Origin of the sequence: uncultured Cellulomonas sp., assembly GCF_947494015.1 — a bacterium.
In the GTDB taxonomy this organism is placed as follows: Bacteria; Actinomycetota; Actinomycetes; order Actinomycetales; family Cellulomonadaceae; genus Pengzhenrongella.
Window position 1 is genome coordinate 100,799 of the sequence record NZ_CANLTL010000001.1, and the last position, 15,496, is coordinate 116,294.

At 73.2% G+C, this 15,496-nt stretch carries 14 protein-coding genes; 8 read left to right on the forward strand and 6 right to left on the reverse strand.

The window, feature by feature from the left end; translation table 11 throughout:
• Positions 1 to 42: 42 nt before the first annotated feature.
• Positions 43 to 1,467: a glucuronate isomerase gene (uxaC, locus tag Q0840_RS00440; protein ID WP_298455501.1), complete on the reverse strand. Its 1,425-nt coding sequence runs from the start codon at positions 1,465 to 1,467 to the stop codon at positions 43 to 45.
• Positions 1,468 to 1,661: 194 nt separating this feature from the next.
• Here uxaC and Q0840_RS00445 point away from each other — a divergent pair, with 194 nt between their 5' ends.
• Together Q0840_RS00445 and Q0840_RS00450 are read left to right on the forward strand one after the other, a co-directional pair.
• A complete protein-coding gene (locus tag Q0840_RS00445; RefSeq protein ID WP_298454720.1) occupies positions 1,662 to 2,678 on the forward strand; it encodes a LacI family DNA-binding transcriptional regulator in 1,017 nt (338 codons plus the stop codon).
• 5 nt (positions 2,679 to 2,683) lie between these two features.
• A complete protein-coding gene (locus Q0840_RS00450) occupies positions 2,684 to 4,201 on the forward strand; it encodes a mannitol dehydrogenase family protein (RefSeq protein WP_298454723.1) in 1,518 nt (505 codons plus the stop codon).
• 91 nt (positions 4,202 to 4,292) lie between these two features.
• Here the strand turns inward: Q0840_RS00450 and Q0840_RS00455 are convergent, their stop codons facing one another.
• A complete protein-coding gene (locus Q0840_RS00455) occupies positions 4,293 to 4,796 on the reverse strand; it encodes a GNAT family N-acetyltransferase (RefSeq protein WP_298454725.1) in 504 nt (167 codons plus the stop codon).
• On the reverse strand, positions 4,793 to 5,218 hold the full coding sequence (locus Q0840_RS00460; protein WP_298454728.1) for a glyoxalase: 426 nt from the start codon (positions 5,216 to 5,218) through the stop codon (positions 4,793 to 4,795). Before Q0840_RS00460 ends, Q0840_RS00455 begins: the two co-directional genes overlap by 4 nt.
• A 239-nt stretch (positions 5,219 to 5,457) precedes the next feature.
• Here Q0840_RS00460 and Q0840_RS00465 point away from each other — a divergent pair, with 239 nt between their 5' ends.
• Positions 5,458 to 5,673 (forward strand): hypothetical protein, encoded by a 216-nt coding sequence (locus Q0840_RS00465; protein WP_298454731.1) that lies wholly within the window; start codon positions 5,458 to 5,460, stop codon positions 5,671 to 5,673.
• Positions 5,674 to 5,689: 16 nt separating this feature from the next.
• Here Q0840_RS00465 and Q0840_RS00470 read toward each other — a convergent pair whose 3' ends face one another.
• Together Q0840_RS00470 and manD are read right to left on the reverse strand one after the other, a co-directional pair.
• The gene (locus Q0840_RS00470) at positions 5,690 to 7,243 is read right to left on the reverse strand and encodes a UxaA family hydrolase (protein ID WP_298454734.1); all 1,554 of its coding nucleotides are present in this window, start codon (positions 7,241 to 7,243) and stop codon (positions 5,690 to 5,692) included.
• A 191-nt stretch (positions 7,244 to 7,434) separates the two neighbouring features.
• The gene (gene manD, locus Q0840_RS00475) at positions 7,435 to 8,661 is read right to left on the reverse strand and encodes a D-mannonate dehydratase ManD (RefSeq protein ID WP_298454737.1); all 1,227 of its coding nucleotides are present in this window, start codon (positions 8,659 to 8,661) and stop codon (positions 7,435 to 7,437) included.
• Between the two features lie 332 nt (positions 8,662 to 8,993).
• Between manD and Q0840_RS00480 the strand changes: the two genes are divergently transcribed.
• The 5 genes from Q0840_RS00480 (at position 8,994) to Q0840_RS00500 (ending at position 14,381) form a co-directional block, all read left to right on the forward strand.
• Complete coding sequence (locus Q0840_RS00480) at positions 8,994 to 10,004, forward strand: LacI family DNA-binding transcriptional regulator (RefSeq protein ID WP_298454740.1); 1,011 nt, start codon at positions 8,994 to 8,996, stop codon at positions 10,002 to 10,004.
• 117 nt (positions 10,005 to 10,121) lie between these two features.
• Positions 10,122 to 11,357, forward strand: coding sequence for an ABC transporter substrate-binding protein (locus tag Q0840_RS00485; RefSeq protein WP_298454743.1), 1,236 nt, complete (start codon positions 10,122 to 10,124; stop codon positions 11,355 to 11,357).
• A gap of 2 nt (positions 11,358 to 11,359) precedes the next feature.
• The gene (locus tag Q0840_RS00490) at positions 11,360 to 12,502 is read left to right on the forward strand and encodes an ABC transporter ATP-binding protein (protein ID WP_298454746.1); all 1,143 of its coding nucleotides are present in this window, start codon (positions 11,360 to 11,362) and stop codon (positions 12,500 to 12,502) included.
• Complete coding sequence (locus tag Q0840_RS00495; RefSeq protein ID WP_298454748.1) at positions 12,499 to 13,464, forward strand: ABC transporter permease; 966 nt, start codon at positions 12,499 to 12,501, stop codon at positions 13,462 to 13,464. The genes Q0840_RS00490 and Q0840_RS00495 overlap by 4 nt, the downstream gene beginning before the upstream one ends.
• The gene (locus Q0840_RS00500; RefSeq protein WP_298454750.1) at positions 13,464 to 14,381 is read left to right on the forward strand and encodes an ABC transporter permease; all 918 of its coding nucleotides are present in this window, start codon (positions 13,464 to 13,466) and stop codon (positions 14,379 to 14,381) included. The genes Q0840_RS00495 and Q0840_RS00500 overlap by 1 nt, the downstream gene beginning before the upstream one ends.
• A 62-nt stretch (positions 14,382 to 14,443) precedes the next feature.
• On the opposite strand, the gene Q0840_RS00505 is transcribed toward Q0840_RS00500, so the two are convergent.
• Positions 14,444 to 15,496, reverse strand: a complete 1,053-nt coding sequence (locus Q0840_RS00505) for a D-2-hydroxyacid dehydrogenase (protein WP_298454752.1) — start codon at positions 15,494 to 15,496, stop codon at positions 14,444 to 14,446.

Genomic DNA, 15,496 nt, shown 5'->3' on the forward strand with positions numbered 1-15,496 from the left:
CGGCACGCCGGCGTGCCGCCCGGGCACCGGTCGGCGCCGACCTCAGCGCAGTGCGGGGTAGGCCGCCTTCGGCAGGGCGTACGCGAGGTCGACCGCCGTCTCGACCGCCTCGTCCAGCTCCAGCCGGTGCTCGGCCACGAGCCGGGCGAGGTAGCCCGCGTCGATCCGGCGGGCCAGGTCGTGGCGGGCCGGGATGGAGAAGAACGCCCGGGTGTCGTCGACGAAGCCGGTGGTGTTGTAGAACCCCGCGGTGTCGGTGACGGCCTCGCGGTAGCGGCGCATGCCGTCCGGCGTGTCCAGGAACCACCACGGCGCACCGAGCTTCATCGCCGGGTACACCCCGGCCATCGGGGCGAGCTCGCGCGCGAAGACGGTCTCGTCCACGGTGAAGACGATCAGCCGCAGGTCGGGGTGGTGCCCGAACGCCTCGAGCACGGGCCGCAGGCTGTGGGTGTACTCCGTCGGCACCGGGATGTCGTAGCCGACGTCGGCCCCGCGCGCGGCGAAGACCTCGGCGCTGTGGTTGCGCAGCACGCCGGGGTGGACCTGCATGGTCAGACCGTCCTGGGTCGACATGCGCGCCATCTCGAACAGCATGTGCCCGCTGAACGCGTCCGCCTCGGCGGCGCTCACCTCACCGCGCAGGGCCGCCGCGAAGATCCGCGACGCCTCGTCCGCGGACAGCGGCGTCGTGCCGGCGGAGAGGTGACCGTGGTCGGTCGCGCGGGCACCGGCGGCGACGAACGCGGCTCGGCGCTGCTCCAGCGCACGCAGGAAGGCCGGGTAGGCGTCGACCGCCAGGTCCGCCCGCTCGGCCAGCACCGCGACGTCGTCCACCCAGCCGGGCCGGTCGACCTGCAGCAGGGAGTCGGGACGGAACGTCGGCACGATCCGCTCGCCCCAGCCGCGCTCGGCGAGCGCGGCGTGGTCGGCGAGGGTCGCGGTGGCGGGATCGGTGGTCGCGACGATCTCCATCCCGAACCGGTCGAACAGCGCGAGCGGCCGGTACTCGTCGGTGGCCAGCTTGGCGACGACCTCGTCGTAGAGCGTGTCGGCCGTCTCGGCCGACGGCCGTGCGCTGAGCCCGAACACCTCGACGAACACGTGCTCGAGCCAGTAGCGGGTCGGCGTGCCGCGGTACAGCGTCCAGTTCGCGCAGAAGGTGCGCCAGATCTCCCGGGGATCGGTCTGGACCGGCGCGCCGTCGCGGCGCGGGACGCCGAGGGCGTCGTGCGGGACACCCTGCGAGACCATCATCCGCACCAGGTAGTGGTCGGGGACGACGAACACCTCGGCCGGGTTCCCGAAGTGCTCGTCGCGCCGCAGCATCCCGGCGTCGACGTGCCCGTGCATCGACACGATCGGCAGGTCACGGGTCTGGGCGTAGACCGCGCGGGCCAGCTCGCGGGTGACCGGGTCGGCCGGCAGCGCCCGGTCGGGGTGCAGCGCCCAGGCGCCCGGGGACAGAGCGGTCACGACAGACCTCCACGATGAGACGGTGTGAAACACGAGTTCGCCTCGAGTCTGCGGGATCGGCGCTGCTCAGGCAAGGGACCGGCGAGGGCGTGACCGAGCGCTCGGCCATCCTTGTGAGGGACGGTGAAACGTGGTGCAATCGCGTTTCAACTAGCCGACGATGCCGACGACGCCGAGGGGAGCCCGTGGTCACCCTCCGCGACGTCGCCCGCGCTGCCGGGGTCTCCCCCGCGACGGCGTCCCGCGCCCTGGCGGCGCCGCCCGGCGGGGTCGCGACCGAGCGCCGTCAGCGGGTGCTGCGCGCCGCGGACGACCTCGGGTACCGACCGCCCGGCGTCGACCGGGGCGGCGCCGCCCACCGCACGCGCCGGCTCGGGGTGATCGTGCCGGACATGGAGAACCCGTTCTTCTCCGGCCTGGTCAAGGGCATCCAGCACCGCGCGCGGACCGCGGGGATGACCGTCGTCGTCGCCGACGCCGACGAGGACTCCGCCCTCGAGTCGGAGCTCGTCGACCACCTCGCCCCGGACGTGGACGGTCTCGTGCTGTGCTCGCCACGCATGTCCGACGACGCGCTGGCCGCGCTCGCCGCCCGGGCCGGCGGCCCCGCCGTGCTGCTGGTGAACCGCGACGCACCGGGACTGCGCGGCATCACGGTGGACAACGTCGACGGCGTCCGCCAGGCGCTGGAGCACCTGCACGCGCTCGGGCACCGCCGGATCGCCTACGCCGGCGGCCCCACCGACTCGTGGTCCGACCACGAACGTCGTCGCGGCCTCGCTGCGGTGGTCGCCGCCCGGCCGGACGTCGAGCTGGTCGACCTCGGTCACTTCCCGGCCGTCTTCGCCGGTGGGGTGGCCGCCGCCGACCTCATCACGGCGAGCGGGGCGACCGCGGTGCTCGCCTACAACGACCTCGTCGCGCTGGGCGTCCTGGACCGGCTGCGGCTGCGGGGCGTCCGCGTCCCGGACGCCGTGTCCGTCGTCGGGTTCGACGACGTGCCGCCGGCCACCCAGGTCAGTCCGGCGCTCACCACGGTCGCCCTCCCGCTGCGCCTGCTCGGCCGTACCGCCGTGGACGCGCTGCTGCGGCCCGCTGCCGAGGTGACCGACCGGCCACCACGACCGGCCCCCGTCTCCCTCGTGGTGCGGGGCTCCACCGGTCCCCGCCCGCCCGCCGTCCGCACCCCCGACGAAAGCTGACCCCCATGACCTCCCCCGATGCGCTGCCCCGACTGTCCCTGAGCACGCTCGACGCCGCCGCACCCACGGCCGACGTCCGTCCGCCCGCCGTCGACCCCCGCTCGACGTCGGTCGGCATCGTGCACCTCGGTGTCGGCGCGTTCCACCGGGCGCACCAGGCGGTGTTCACCGAGGAGGCGGCCGCCGCCGCGGGCGAGAACCGCTGGGGCATCCTCGGCGTCACCGGCCGCAGCGCCCGGGTCGCCGAGCAGCTCAGGCCGCAGGACGGCCTGTACGGGGTGCTCACCAAGGGCCGCGAGAGCACCTCGCTGCGGGTGATCGGCTCGATGCGGGGCGCCGCGTCGCTCGTGGACGACGCCGAGCGCGTGCTGTCCGCGATCGCCGCCCCCGGCACCCACATCGTGTCGTCGACCGTGTCGGAGAAGGGCTACCGCCGCGCGCCGGCCGGCGGGCCGGACCTGGCCAACGCCGACCTCGCCGCCGACGTCGCCGCACTCACCGCCGAGCTGTCCGGCTCGTCGGGGGACGAGCCCGCGCGCACGCCCATCGGCGCCCTCGTGCGCGGGCTGGCCCGCCGTCACCGGGCGCACGGTGCACCGCTGACCGTCGTGTGCTGCGACAACATGATGGACAACGGCCGGGTCGTCGCCGGGCTGGTCGACGGGATCCTCGAGGCCGTCCCGGGTCCCGGCGCTGCCCGGCTGCGCCAGTGGGTCGAGGAGTCCGTCCGGTTCCCGGTCACCATGGTCGACCGGATCACGCCGGCCACCACGCCGGCGCACCAGGCCGAGGCCAGCGCGCTGTCCGGGTGGCGCGACGAGGCGCTCGTGGTGGCCGAGCCGTTCATGCAGTGGGTCGTCGAGGACCTGTTCGCCGGCCCGCGCCCGAGCTGGGAGCTCGTCCCCGGCGCCACGCTCACCGACGACGTCGCCCCGTACGAGCGGGCGAAGCTGCGGATGCTCAACGGCACCCACTCCACGGTCGCCTATCTCGGCGCGCTGCGCGGTCACCGCCTCATCGACGAGGCGGTCTGCGACCCGGAGATCGCCGCGGTCGCGCGTCGACTGCTCGACGAGGACGTGATCCCGACCCTGACTGCTCCGGCGGACCTCGAGCTGGGGCAGTACCGCGACGACATCCTCGAGCGGTTCGCGAACCCCAGCACGGGCTACACGACCCTCCAGGTCGCCGGCGACGGCTCGCAGAAGGTGCCGATCCGCCTCGTGAGCACCATCGCCGACCGGCTGGCCGCGGGCACCGTGCCGGCTGCCGCGACCCGGGCGGTGGCCGCCTGGGTGGTGTTCGTGGCGCGGGGCCGCGACGTCACGGGTCGCGAGCTGCCGCTGGACGACCCGCTCACGGACCGGCTGCGCGAGGTCGCGGCCGGCGACGACGCGGGGCTGGCCGACCGGATGCTCGGCGTGCACGAGGTGTTCAGCGAGCCGGTCCGCGAGCACGACGGCTTCCGCAGGGCGCTGCGCGCGGAGGTCGCCGACCTGCTCGGTGCCGTCCCGGCGCGGTGAGCTGACCGCGCGGGCCGCCGCGGGGCGCGCACGGCCCGCGCCCGGGTGCGGGCCACCGGACGCCCTCCGGCCGCTCCCGGCCCGCGCGGGCTCACCCGCCGGCCTCGCTCGTCCCCGCCCCGCTCGTCGAGCCCCCGAGCGGGCGCCGCATCCGGAAGTTCGTCAGGGCAGTGCCGCGGACCACCGGTCGTTGCTCGGCGACGACCGTGAAGCCGTGCGCCTCGAACACGGGCCGGGCGGTCAGGCTCGCGTTCGTCGTCAGCTCGTGCGCGCCCAGCCCTTCGGCGGTGGTGCGCGCCCACTCGAGCAGCGCCGAGCCGATCCCCTGGCGTACGTGGTCCGGGTGGACGAACAGCATGTCGACGTACCCGTCCGCGTCGACGTCCGTGAACCCGACGACACGGTCGCCGACCTCCGCCACCTGCGTACGGCGCGAGCGCCGGCGATCGGCCCAGCCCGCGGCATCGGTGACCGCCCCCGCCCACGCGTCGATCTGGTCCGGTGCGTAGTCGCGGCTCGCGGCCTCGCGCACGGCCCGACGGAACACCTCGAGGGTCGCCGGACCGTCGTCCTCGCGGTACGGGCGCAGCCTCACGGCGCGGCCTCGCCGTGCATCCACGGGGTGTGGCTGATACCCACGAGCAGCGCCTCCGGGCTGAGCAGGCGCGACGTCGTCTGCCCCCAGGGCTCCTCGTGGGCGTCGGACAGGACCGTGTGCCCCGCCGCCCGGAGCTCGGCGACGGCGTCGGCCACGGCCTGCGGCGAGGCGACGTCCAGCTCGATCCAGGCCTGCGGGACCGGCAGGTCGGCCGGCCACTGCGGGGAGCCGAAGGTCGCCTCGGCCGCCTGAGCGAGCGGCCAGATCGCGAACGCCTTCACGCCGGCCACCGCCTCGGTGTGGAAGTACCCCGGTGCCGCCTCCTCCAGCGTGAGCCCCAGCGCACCGGACCAGAACGCGAGCGACTGCGCGCCGGACCGCGCGATGGGGCCGAAGCCGGCCACGAACTCGATCTTCATGCGCACTCCTCCTGGTGCTGCCCGCTGGGCCGTACCGGCATCGAAGCACGGATCACCGACACGTCGGACGCAGCGCACTCCCGCCGGCCCGGCCTCCGTGCCGCCGTGCCGTGCTGGGCGAGCACGACGCAGCCGAGCGCCGCCGGCCCCACCGCTTGGTCCGCACCACGCCGGCACACCACCGCGGTCGGGCCCAGCCGGCCGTAGCAGGTGGGGCGTCGGCGGCCGGACCGGGCCCCATGCTGACGACCGGTGGCATGACCGGCCGGCTGAACCGGCTGGACCGGCTGGAGCGAGCCGGTCACGTGCAGCGGGCACCCGACCCGCACGACCGCCGCGCCCTGCTCGTCAGCCTCACCACCACCGGCCGGAGACTCGTGGACGAGGCCGTCGCGACCGCGAACGCGGTCCTTCGCGACGTGCTCGCCTCGGTGCAGGCCCGCGCCGGTCGCTGACCCTGGGGGCGGCCGGTCAGGTCACCGTGCCCAGCTGCCACGGGATGAACTCGTCCTGCCCCAGGTCGAGCTCCTCGCTCACCGTCGTCTCGCCCGAGGCGACGGCGATGATGCGCTCGAAGATCTCGTCGCCGACCTCGGGCACCGTCGCGGTGCCGTCCACGATGCGCCCGCAGTTGAGGTCCATGTCGTCGCTCATGCGCTCGTACATCTCGGTGTTCGTGGCGAGCTTGAGCACCGGCGTCGGTCGGCCACCCAGGACGGAGCCGCGACCCGTGGTGAAGCAGACGACGGTCGCGCCGCCGGCGATGATGCCGGTCACCGACACGGGGTCGTAGCCGGGGGTGTCCATGAACACCATGCCCCGTGAGGTGACCGGCTCGGCGTACTCGTACACGTCGGCCAGGTCCGCCTGCCCCGCCTTGGCGACCGCGCCCAGGGACTTCTCCAGGATCGTCGTCAGGCCACCCGCCTTGTTGCCCGGCGAGGGGTTGTTGTCGAGGCTGCCGCCGCCCGCACGGGCGTAGTCCTGCCACCAGTCGATCCGGGTCAGCAGCTTGCGACCGACGGCCTCGGAGACCGCGCGCCGGGTCAGCAGGTGCTCGGCACCGAAGACCTCGGGCGTCTCGGCGAGGATCGACGTCCCGCCCATCGCCACCAGACGGTCCGACGCGTGACCCAGCGCCGGGTTGGCGGTGATGCCCGAGTAGCCGTCCGAGCCGCCGCAGTTCAGACCCAGCACGAGCTCGCTCACCGGGGCTGGCTCCCGCCGGCGGGCGTCCAGCTCGGGCAGCATCTCGGTGATCTTCTCGATGCCGGCCTTGACGGTGGCGCGGATGCCCCCGGTGGCCTGGATGGTGAGCGTCTGCACCAGGGTGTCCGCCGGCAGGTCGAGCCCGTCGACGAGCGACTGCACCGGCACCATCTCGCAGCCGAGCCCGAGCACGAGCAGTCCGGCGACGTTCGGGTGCTGGGCGTACCCGCGCAGCGTGCGCACCAGCATGTTGGAGCCGTCGCTGCCGGGAACCAGCCCGCAGCCGCTGCCGTGCGTGAGCGCCACGACGCCGTCCACGTTCGGGTAGGCGTCCAGAGCCATCCCCCCGAAGTGGGCCGCGATCATCTTCGCGGTCGAGGCCGAGCAGTTCACCGACGTCAGGACGGCGATGTAGTTGCGGGTGCCGACCTTGCCGTTCGCCCGGCGGTACCCCTGGAAGGTGCGGACGGGTCCCTCGGGGGCGGTCAGCTCGTGGTGCACCGCCGCGAACTCGTACGCACGGGCGGTGTCGTCCATGCCGAGGTTGTGGCCGTGCACGTGCTCACCGGGCTGGATGTCCGCGGTGGCGCGGCCGATCGACTGGCCGTACTTGCGCACCGGGGCGCCGGCCGCCACCGGACGGACCGCGAGCTTGTGGCTGCGCGGCACGTCACCGGGCAGCACGATCTCCCCGGACGCCGTGCGCACGCGCGTCCCGGCCGGCAGCTCCCGGGTGAGGACAGCGACGTCGTCGTCGGGGCGCAGCAGCAGCGCGCAGTCGGCGAGCGCGAGCGCCCCGGGGTCGGTGGTGGTCATGGTCGGACCTCCTCGAGGGTCACTGCGTGTCCTTGCCCGCGCGCCGCGCGGCCGGGCTCCGGCCGTCCGCCGGTGGGCCGCCGGTGCCGGTCAGCCGAACCGGCGGATGCGGTGGGACGGCCTCGTCCCGTCAACCATGGTAAGCGCAATCCCACTCCGCCGACCCGGTCTCGGTCGCCCCACGACCGGCGTCACCAGTCGTGCACCGTGCCGTCCAGCAGCCGGTTCACCGGCAGGTAGGCGGGCGTGTACGGGAAGGTGGCGGCGAGCTCGTCGTCGACCTCGACCCCCAGGCCGGGCGCCTCGCCCGGGTCGAGCAGCCCGTCGGTGAACGTGTACCCGGTCCGGAACACCTCCAGCGTCTGGGCGTTGTGCGGCATGTACTCGACGATGCCGAAGTTGTGCAGCGCGATGCTCAGGTGCAGGGCGGCGGCCATGCCCACGGGAGAGATGTCGGTCGGCCCGTGGAAGCCGGACCTGATGCCGTAGATCGCGGCGAAGTCCATCAGCTTGCGCATCGCGGTGATGCCGCCGCCGTGGGTGACCGACGAGCGCACGTAGTCGATGAGCTGCTCGGTGATGAGCGTCTGGTAGTCGTGCACGCTGTTGAGGACCTCGCCGATCGCGAGCGGCGTGGTGGTCATCGCCCGCACGCGTCGCAGCGCCTCCTGGTTCTCGGCCGGGGTGCAGTCCTCGAGCCAGAACAGGTCGTACGGCTCCAGGGAGCGCCCGAGCTGAGCCGCCTGGTTCGGGGTGAGCCGGTGGTGCGCGTCGTGCAGCAGCGGCAGGCCGGCGCCGAACTCCGCGCGGACCGCCTCGAAGACGCCGGGGATGTGCTGCAGGTAGAACCGGGTGTCCCAGTCCTCCTCGACCGGGACCGCGGTGCGCCCCGCCGGCTCGTAGTCGTACTTCTGCCCGCGCGCCTGGTCGCCGCCGACGCCGTAGATCTTCTTCAGGCCGGGGACGCCGGTCTGGATGCGGATGGCCCGGAAGCCCTCGTCGAGGTGGTTGCGCACCGAGGTGAACAGCGCCTCGAGAGTGCTGCCGGACGCATGACCGTAGGCGAGGCCCCCCCGACGGCTGCGACCGCCGAGGAGCTGGTAGACCGGCAGACCGGCGACCTTGCCCTTGATGTCCCACAGCGCCATGTCGACCGCCGCGATCGCCGACATCGTCACCGGGCCGCGACGCCAGTAGGCCCCCCGGTACAGGTACTGCCAGGTGTCCTCGATGTCGTTCGCCTCGCGGCCGACCAGCAGCGGCACGAGGTGGTCGCGCAGGTAGGACACCACGGCGAGCTCGCGGCCGTTGAGGGTCGCGTCGCCGAGCCCGACGACGCCGTCCGTGGTCGTGATCCGCAGCGTGACGAAGTTGCGTCCCGGGCTGGTGACGAGGACCTCGGCGCGCTCGATCCTCACGACCGCACCCCGGGAGCCGGGCACGGGCGGCGGCGTGGCGCGCGGGCCGCGGGATGGGGGCGAGCCGGCATGACGTCTCCTCGTCGAGGCGTTGACCCACGCCGACGCGACGGGCGGCGTCGTGACACTGGGCTGAGACGACGATGATGACCCCGTTGCAGCCCGGGTGGCAACTGTCCACCTCGCTGAGCAGGAAAGTCGCCGCCAGGTGCCGGTGCAGGACGCGAAGAGGTCACGATCCGCTGCGAGGTCTTGACGCTCTGCTGCAATCGTTTGCAGGATGACCGTCGGACGGCCACACCGAGGTGGCCGGACGAGGCGAGGGGGGTCCGGTGGCCGTCAGCGCTCGCGACGTCGCCCGCGTCGCCGGGGTCTCGGTGTCGACGGTCTCGCGCGCGCTCAGCCGCCCCGACGACGTCGCCGCGCACACCCGGGACCGGGTGCTCGCCACCGCCCGCGGGATGGGATACCGCCCCAACGCGGCCGCCCGCACCCTGATCACCGGACGCACCGGCAACATCGGGCTGATCGTGCCCGACATCGAGAACCCGTTCTTCGCCTCGGTGACCAAGGGCGTCCAGCTGCAGGCACGCTCGGCGGGGTACGCGGTGTTCATCGCCGACTCCGACGAGGACCCGAGCATCGAGCGCGAGCTCGCCCGCAACCTCGCCAAGCAGGTCGACGGCCTCATCCTGTGCTCCCCGCGGGCGCCCGGCGAGGTGCTCGACGACCTCGCCCGGGAGTGCACGCTCGTGCTGGTCAACCGTCGACGTGGCGACATCCCGTCGGTCACGGTGGACAACCGGGAGGGCGTGCGCCAGGCCATCGGCCACCTGCGGGCGCTGGGCCACCGGCGGCTCGCCTACGTCGGCGGGCCCGCCACGTCGTGGTCCAACCGAGAGCGTCTGGCCGCCTTCCTCGAGCTCGGCGGCGAGCACGAGGACACCGAGGTGGTCGACCTCGGCTTCTTCCAGCCGTACGTGTCCGGCGGGGTCGCCGCCGGCGACCTGGCCCTGGCGAGCGGCGCCACCGCGGTGCTCGCCTACAACGACGTCGTGGCCTTCGGACTGCTGGAGCGCTTCCGGCAACGGGGGGTCCGCGTGCCCGACGACGTCAGCGTCGTCGGCACGGACGACATCCCGGTCTCGGCACTGACCTCCCCGGCGCTGACCAGCGTCGGGCTGCCGCTGGTCAGCAGCGGACGCGCCGGTGTCGACATGCTGCTCGGCCTGGTCGGGGACCCCGCGGCCGTTCCGGTGCACCACCACCACCTGGCCGTCCAGCTCGTCGTGCGTGGTTCGACCGGACCTCGCGACGCCGCCGCCCGGCCCCATCCCGGCTGACACCGCCGCCCCACGGCCCGCCCGACCGCCGGCGGCCGACCCGACGCCACCGGCATCACCGCTGCACCTGGTCAACCCCGGGCGACGACGCCCCGGGAACGAGAGAAGAGGATCACCATGCGAGCTGCCAGACCCCTGCACGCCGTCGCCGGCATCGCCGCGCTCGGCCTCCTGCTGACCGCGTGCAGCGCCCCCGACACGGGCGGCGGCGCCGCGGAGCCGGCGGCCAGCGATGCCGCCGAGGTCCCCGAGACCCCGTCGGAGCCGGTCGACCTGAACATCCTCGACGTCGGCGGCGTGCTGCGTCTCGCCCAGCCGGCCATCGAGCAGTTCGCCGCCGACAACCCCGACGTCATCGACCAGGTGACGTTCGAGAGCGGCGGCGCACCCGACGTCGTCGGCACGCTCAAGCCGCAGGTGGAGACGGGCAACCTGCAGATCGACCTCGTGCTGACCGGCAACGACGCGCTGTCCGCGGGCATCGCGGAGGACCTGTGGGTGCCGGTCGTCGAGGACTTCGGCGACCGCATCACCAACCAGGAGAACTACATCGACGCGGCGGCCGACATGCAGGAGCTGTCGGAGGGCTACGGCGTGCTGCTGTCGTGGACGCCCGGCGGCCCGCTGCTCAGCTACAACCCCGACGCCGTGCCGGAGAGCGAGGTGCCCACCACCCCGCAGGAGCTGCTGGACTGGGCCAAGGCCAACCCGGGCAAGTTCGGCTACGCGCGCCCCGCGAACAGCGGGCCGGGCCGCACCTGGCTCCAGGGCCTGCCGTACATGCTGGGCGACTCCGACCCGCGCGACCCGGAGAACGGCTGGGACAACACCTGGGCGTACCTCAAGGAGCTGGGCCAGTACGTCGACACGTACCCGACCGGCACCGGCCAGGTCATCACGAACATGGCCGACGGCACCTGGTCGATGACGCCGATCACGATGGGCTGGGACATCAACCCGCGCACCGACGGCCGGATGCCGAACACGATCGAGGTCGGCGAGTTCGACGACTACACCTGGATCAGCGACTCGCACTTCGCCGCGATCCCCGAAGGCCTGTCCGCGGACAAGCTCTCGGCCATCTCGCTGCTCCTGCAGCACCTGCTGACGCCGGAGGCCAACGCCACGTTCTACGACAACGGCTACCACTACCCCGGCCCGGCCATCGAGGGTGCGACCCTCGACCTGGCGCCCGAGGAGAGCCAGCAGGTCATCGAGGAGTTCGGCCGCGACTGGTACGACGAGGCGATCGAGTCGCACCCGGTCGAGACGCAGCTCGACGCCGACGCGATCGTCACCGCGTTCGACATCTGGGACCGCGAGGTCGGCGCCGGCAAGTTCGAGGGCAGCTGATCATGGCCATCGCTGCCGGCACCTTCGACACCCTCGAGCTGCGCGGGGTCGGTCGCAGCTTCGGCGGGGCCACCGCCCTGGCGGACCTGGACCTGACGGTCCGGGCGGGGGAGTTCATCGCCCTGCTCGGCCCGTCGGGCTGCGGCAAGTCCACGGCGCTGAACTGCCTCGCGGGGCTGCTGCCCCTCACGCACGGCGAGATCCTCATCGACGGCGAACGGGTCGACACGGTCGCCGCCGAGAAGCGCGGGTTCGGGATGGTGTTCCAGAACTACGCGCTCTTCCCGCACCTGACGGTGGAGAAGAACATCGCCTTCGGGCTCCAGATGCGCGGTGTCGCCAAGCCGGAGATCAAGCGCCGGGTCGGCGAGGCGCTGGAGCTGGTCAAGCTCGAGCAGCACGCCAAGAAGCTGCCCGGCCAGCTGTCCGGTGGTCAGCAGCAGCGCGTCGCGATCGCCCGCGCCGTCGTCCTGGAGCCTCGCCTGGTGCTCATGGACGAGCCGCTGTCCAACCTCGACGCCAAGCTGCGCCTGGAGATGCGGACCGAGATCCGCCGCCTGCACCAGTCCCTGGGACTGACGACGATCTACGTGACGCACGACCAGGAGGAGGCCCTGTCCATGGCCGACCGCCTGGTGGTGCTGCGCGAGGGCCGGGTGCAGCAGGTCGGCACCCCCGAGGAGCTGCACAACGCGCCGGTCAACTGGCACGTCGCGGACTTCATGGGCTACCGCAACCTGATCGACCTCGAGGTCTCCGCGGTGGCGGGTAACGCGGTGACCGTCGAGGGCCGGGGGCTGACGCTGCGCGGCACCGCCGTCGACCCGGCCGCCGTCGGCGACCACGTCCGGGTGGCGATCCGGCCGGAGGACCTCACGGTGGTCTCCCCCGGCGCCCCGGTGCAGGGCGGCAACACCACCAGCGCACGGGTCTCGGTGGTGGAGTACCACGGCCGGGAGTTCGCCGTCGGGGTCATGACCCCCGGTGGGCTCGCGCTGCACGTGCGCTCCGACCACGCGCCCCGGGTGGGCAGCACGGTGGAGCTCACCGCCGACCCGGACCGGGTGCGGGTGTACCGGGCCGAGCTCGAGGACCCGTCCCGGATGTCGGTCGAGGAGCGCGAGCTCGCGGAGGTGCGGCGATGAGTGCGCCCACCGCCGGCCGTGGGACACCCGCGGCGCGACGGGGCGGCCGAGCGGCGCGGGGCAAGTCGACGGCGAGCATGCGTCACCGGCTGGCCGAGCGCGGGGTGGACGTGTCCCTGCTGATGCTGCTGCCCGCGCTCGTGTTCGCCGTCGTGCTGTTCATCTACCCGTTCTCCTACGGCATCGGGCTCACCTTCCAGCCGACGCCGGCCATGCAGGAGCAGTGGGGGGCCGGCATCTGGTCGAACTACGTCGCGTTCTTCCGCGACGGGTTCATCTTCGACTCGGTCTGGATCACGATGCGACTGGCCCTGCCGGTCGCGCTGTTCAACGTGCTGGTGTCCATCCCGGTGGCCTTCAAGCTGCGGCACCGCTTCCGGGGGAAGAAGGCCCTGACCACGCTGCTCGTGCTGCCGATCACCCTGGGCACCGTGCTCACCGCGCAGGGGCTGCTGATCTTCGCCGGGCGGCAGGGCTGGCTCAACCGGTTCCTGCTCGAGATCGGGGTGATCGACCAGCCGCTGCAGCTCGTCAACAACTACCTCGGGGTGATGTTCTCGCTGATCATCTCGGGCTTCCCGTTCGCCTTCCTGCTGATCTCCTCCTACCTGTCGGGGATCGACCCGTCGATCGAGGCCGCGGCCAAGACGATGGGGGCCGACTGGAAGCAGCGGTTCCGGCGGATCACGCTGCCGTTGCTCGCCCCGGGGCTCGCGACGACGTTCATCCTCACGTTCGTGCTGGCGTTCAGCGTCTTCCCGTCGGCCCGCCTGGTCGGTGACGCCTCGGGCGAGACCCGGGTGATGGCGCTCATGGCCTACCGGGCGTTCGGGGAGCTGCTGGACTACCCGATGGCGTCGACCATCGCGGTGATGATGGGCGTCGTCGAGCTCGTCGTGATCGCGGTGGTCCTGCTGTGGCGCTCGTCCATGTACAAGGGCTCGACCGGAGGCAAGGGCTGATGACCGCACACACCACCGCACCCGGCGTCGACCTGCCCCTGCCCGAGCCGCGGCGCAAGGGCAGCTCCCGCGCACCGGGCGAGAAGGCCCTGGTCGCCGCACCCTCGACCTGGATCGTCTGGGCCGGGGTCGCCGCGTTCTTCGTCTTCCTCCTGGGCATCCTGACCAGCGTGGTCGTGGACTCCTTCGGCCGGCCCTGGTTCGACACCTGGCTGCCCGAGACCGCGACCGCCGAGTGGTACTCCGGCGCCTGGGACCGCTTCGGGATGGCGGAGGTCATCGGCGTCACGCTCGTGGTGGCCGTCTCGGTCATCGTGCTGTCGGTGCTGATCGGCGTCCCGGCGGCGTACCTGCTGGCGCGGCGCACGTTCCCGCTCAAGCGGACGATCACGCTGCTGTTCCTGCTCCCCGTCCTGATGCCGCCGATCACCTACGGCATCCCGCTGGCGACCGTGATGTACAACATCGGCCTGGGCCGCACGCTCACCGCGGTCATCCTGGTCAACCTGGTGCCGTCGGTGCCGTTCGTGATCATGACCATGACGCCGTTCATCGAGCAGATCAACCCGACGATCGAGAACGCGGCCCGGATGTCGGGGGCGAGCATGCGGATGGTGTTCCAGCGCATCCTGCTGCCGCTGCTCGTGCCGGGGATCCTGGCGGCCTCGGTGCTCGTGCTGGTCCGCACGGTGGGGATGTTCGAGCTGACGTACCTGGTGTCCGGCCCGGGCTCGGACACCCTCGTCGTGGCGATCTACCGGGCGATGACCGCCTCCGGTGGTGGCGAGGCCCGTCAGCTGGTCTCCTCCATGGCGGTCGTCTACACCGTGACCATGATGGTGATCCTCATCATCGCCCTGCGGTACGTCAGCCCGACCCAGCTGGTGGCCCGGGTCAAGGACTCGCGCGAGGACTGACCGGTGTCCCCGGCCCGCCGTCGCGCGGGCCGGGGACACCGCGGGTCAGCCTCGCCGAGCGGTCACAGGTCGTCGGGCCGCACCACGTTGCGCAACGGCTCACCGTCCAGCAGCCGCCGCGCGTTGTCGGCGGTGAGCTCGGCGATGCGGCGGTCCTCCTGGACGCTGAGCGCGGCGGTGTGCGGGCTGATCAGCACGTTCGGCAGGTCCCACAGCGGGCTGCCGTCCGGCAGCGGCTCGACCGACGTCACGTCGAGCACCGCGCAGCCGACCGCCCCGTCGCGCAGGGCCGCGACCAGCGAGTCCTCGTCGATCACGCTCCCCCGGCCGACGTTGACCACCGTGGCCCCGGGGCACAGCGCCGCGAGCACGGCGGCATCCACGAGCCCGACCGTGCTCGGGGCGCCGGGGAGGGTGACGACCACGGCGTCGGCCTCGGCGGCGACGTCGGCCAGCCGGTCGAGGCCCACGACGCGCTCCACGCCGTCGACCGCGACCGGGCTCCGGTTGGCGCCGAGCACGCGCGCGCCCACCGCGGTGAGCAGCCGTGCGGTCTCCCGGCCGATCGCGCCGAGACCGACGACGAGCACGGTCTGCTCGCGCACCTGGCCCATGAACCACCGGCCGGGCCACTCGTGCGCGCGCTGCTGGGTGACCAGGCGGGGCAGCGACTTCGCACCGGCGAGCACGCCGAACAGCGCGAACTCGGCCAGCGTGCCGGCGTGGACGCCCGCCGACGTGGTGAACGTGACCCGTTCGAGGGCGTCGGCGCTCAGGTCGGCCGCCGCCACCGAGGCGGCCCCGCCGGCGGCCATGGTCTGCACCCAGCGCAGGCGCGGGTTGGCCGCCACGGTCCGGGCCAGCGCCGACGACGACACGTCCGGGATGCCGTAGAGGGCGTCCGCGGAGTCGACCAGCCGGTCGAACCGGCTCTGCTGCTCGGGGGTGCGCCGCCACGCCGGGTCACCGGTGTGGTCACCGGGCTGGCGCATGGGTGGCAGCAGGGTGTGGTCCCGCACGAGCTCCACCCGCGGCTCGGTACGCTCGACCAGCCGGCAGAGCTCCTCGGGCAGGGGTGTGGCGAGCACCATCCGCAGCCGCTCGGTGCGCGTCAT

Bases quoted from the DNA above. Each gene is read 5' to 3' on its own strand.
- Q0840_RS00460 (WP_298454728.1), bottom strand. From the start codon at position 5,218: ATGAAGATCGAGTTCGTGGCCGGCTTCGGCCCCATCGCGCGGTCCGGC.
- Q0840_RS00505 (WP_298454752.1), bottom strand. From the start codon at position 15,496: ATGACGCGCACCGAGCGGCTGCGGATGGTGCTCGCCACACCCCTGCCC.
- Q0840_RS00450 (WP_298454723.1), top strand. From the start codon at position 2,684: ATGACCTCCCCCGATGCGCTGCCCCGACTGTCCCTGAGCACGCTCGAC.
- Q0840_RS00490 (WP_298454746.1), top strand. From the start codon at position 11,360: ATGGCCATCGCTGCCGGCACCTTCGACACCCTCGAGCTGCGCGGGGTC.
- Q0840_RS00465 (WP_298454731.1), top strand. From the start codon at position 5,458: ATGCTGACGACCGGTGGCATGACCGGCCGGCTGAACCGGCTGGACCGG.
- Q0840_RS00500 (WP_298454750.1), top strand. From the start codon at position 13,464: ATGACCGCACACACCACCGCACCCGGCGTCGACCTGCCCCTGCCCGAG.
- Q0840_RS00485 (WP_298454743.1), top strand. From the start codon at position 10,122: ATGCGAGCTGCCAGACCCCTGCACGCCGTCGCCGGCATCGCCGCGCTC.
- Q0840_RS00470 (WP_298454734.1), bottom strand. From the start codon at position 7,243: ATGACCACCACCGACCCCGGGGCGCTCGCGCTCGCCGACTGCGCGCTG.
- Q0840_RS00495 (WP_298454748.1), top strand. From the start codon at position 12,499: ATGAGTGCGCCCACCGCCGGCCGTGGGACACCCGCGGCGCGACGGGGC.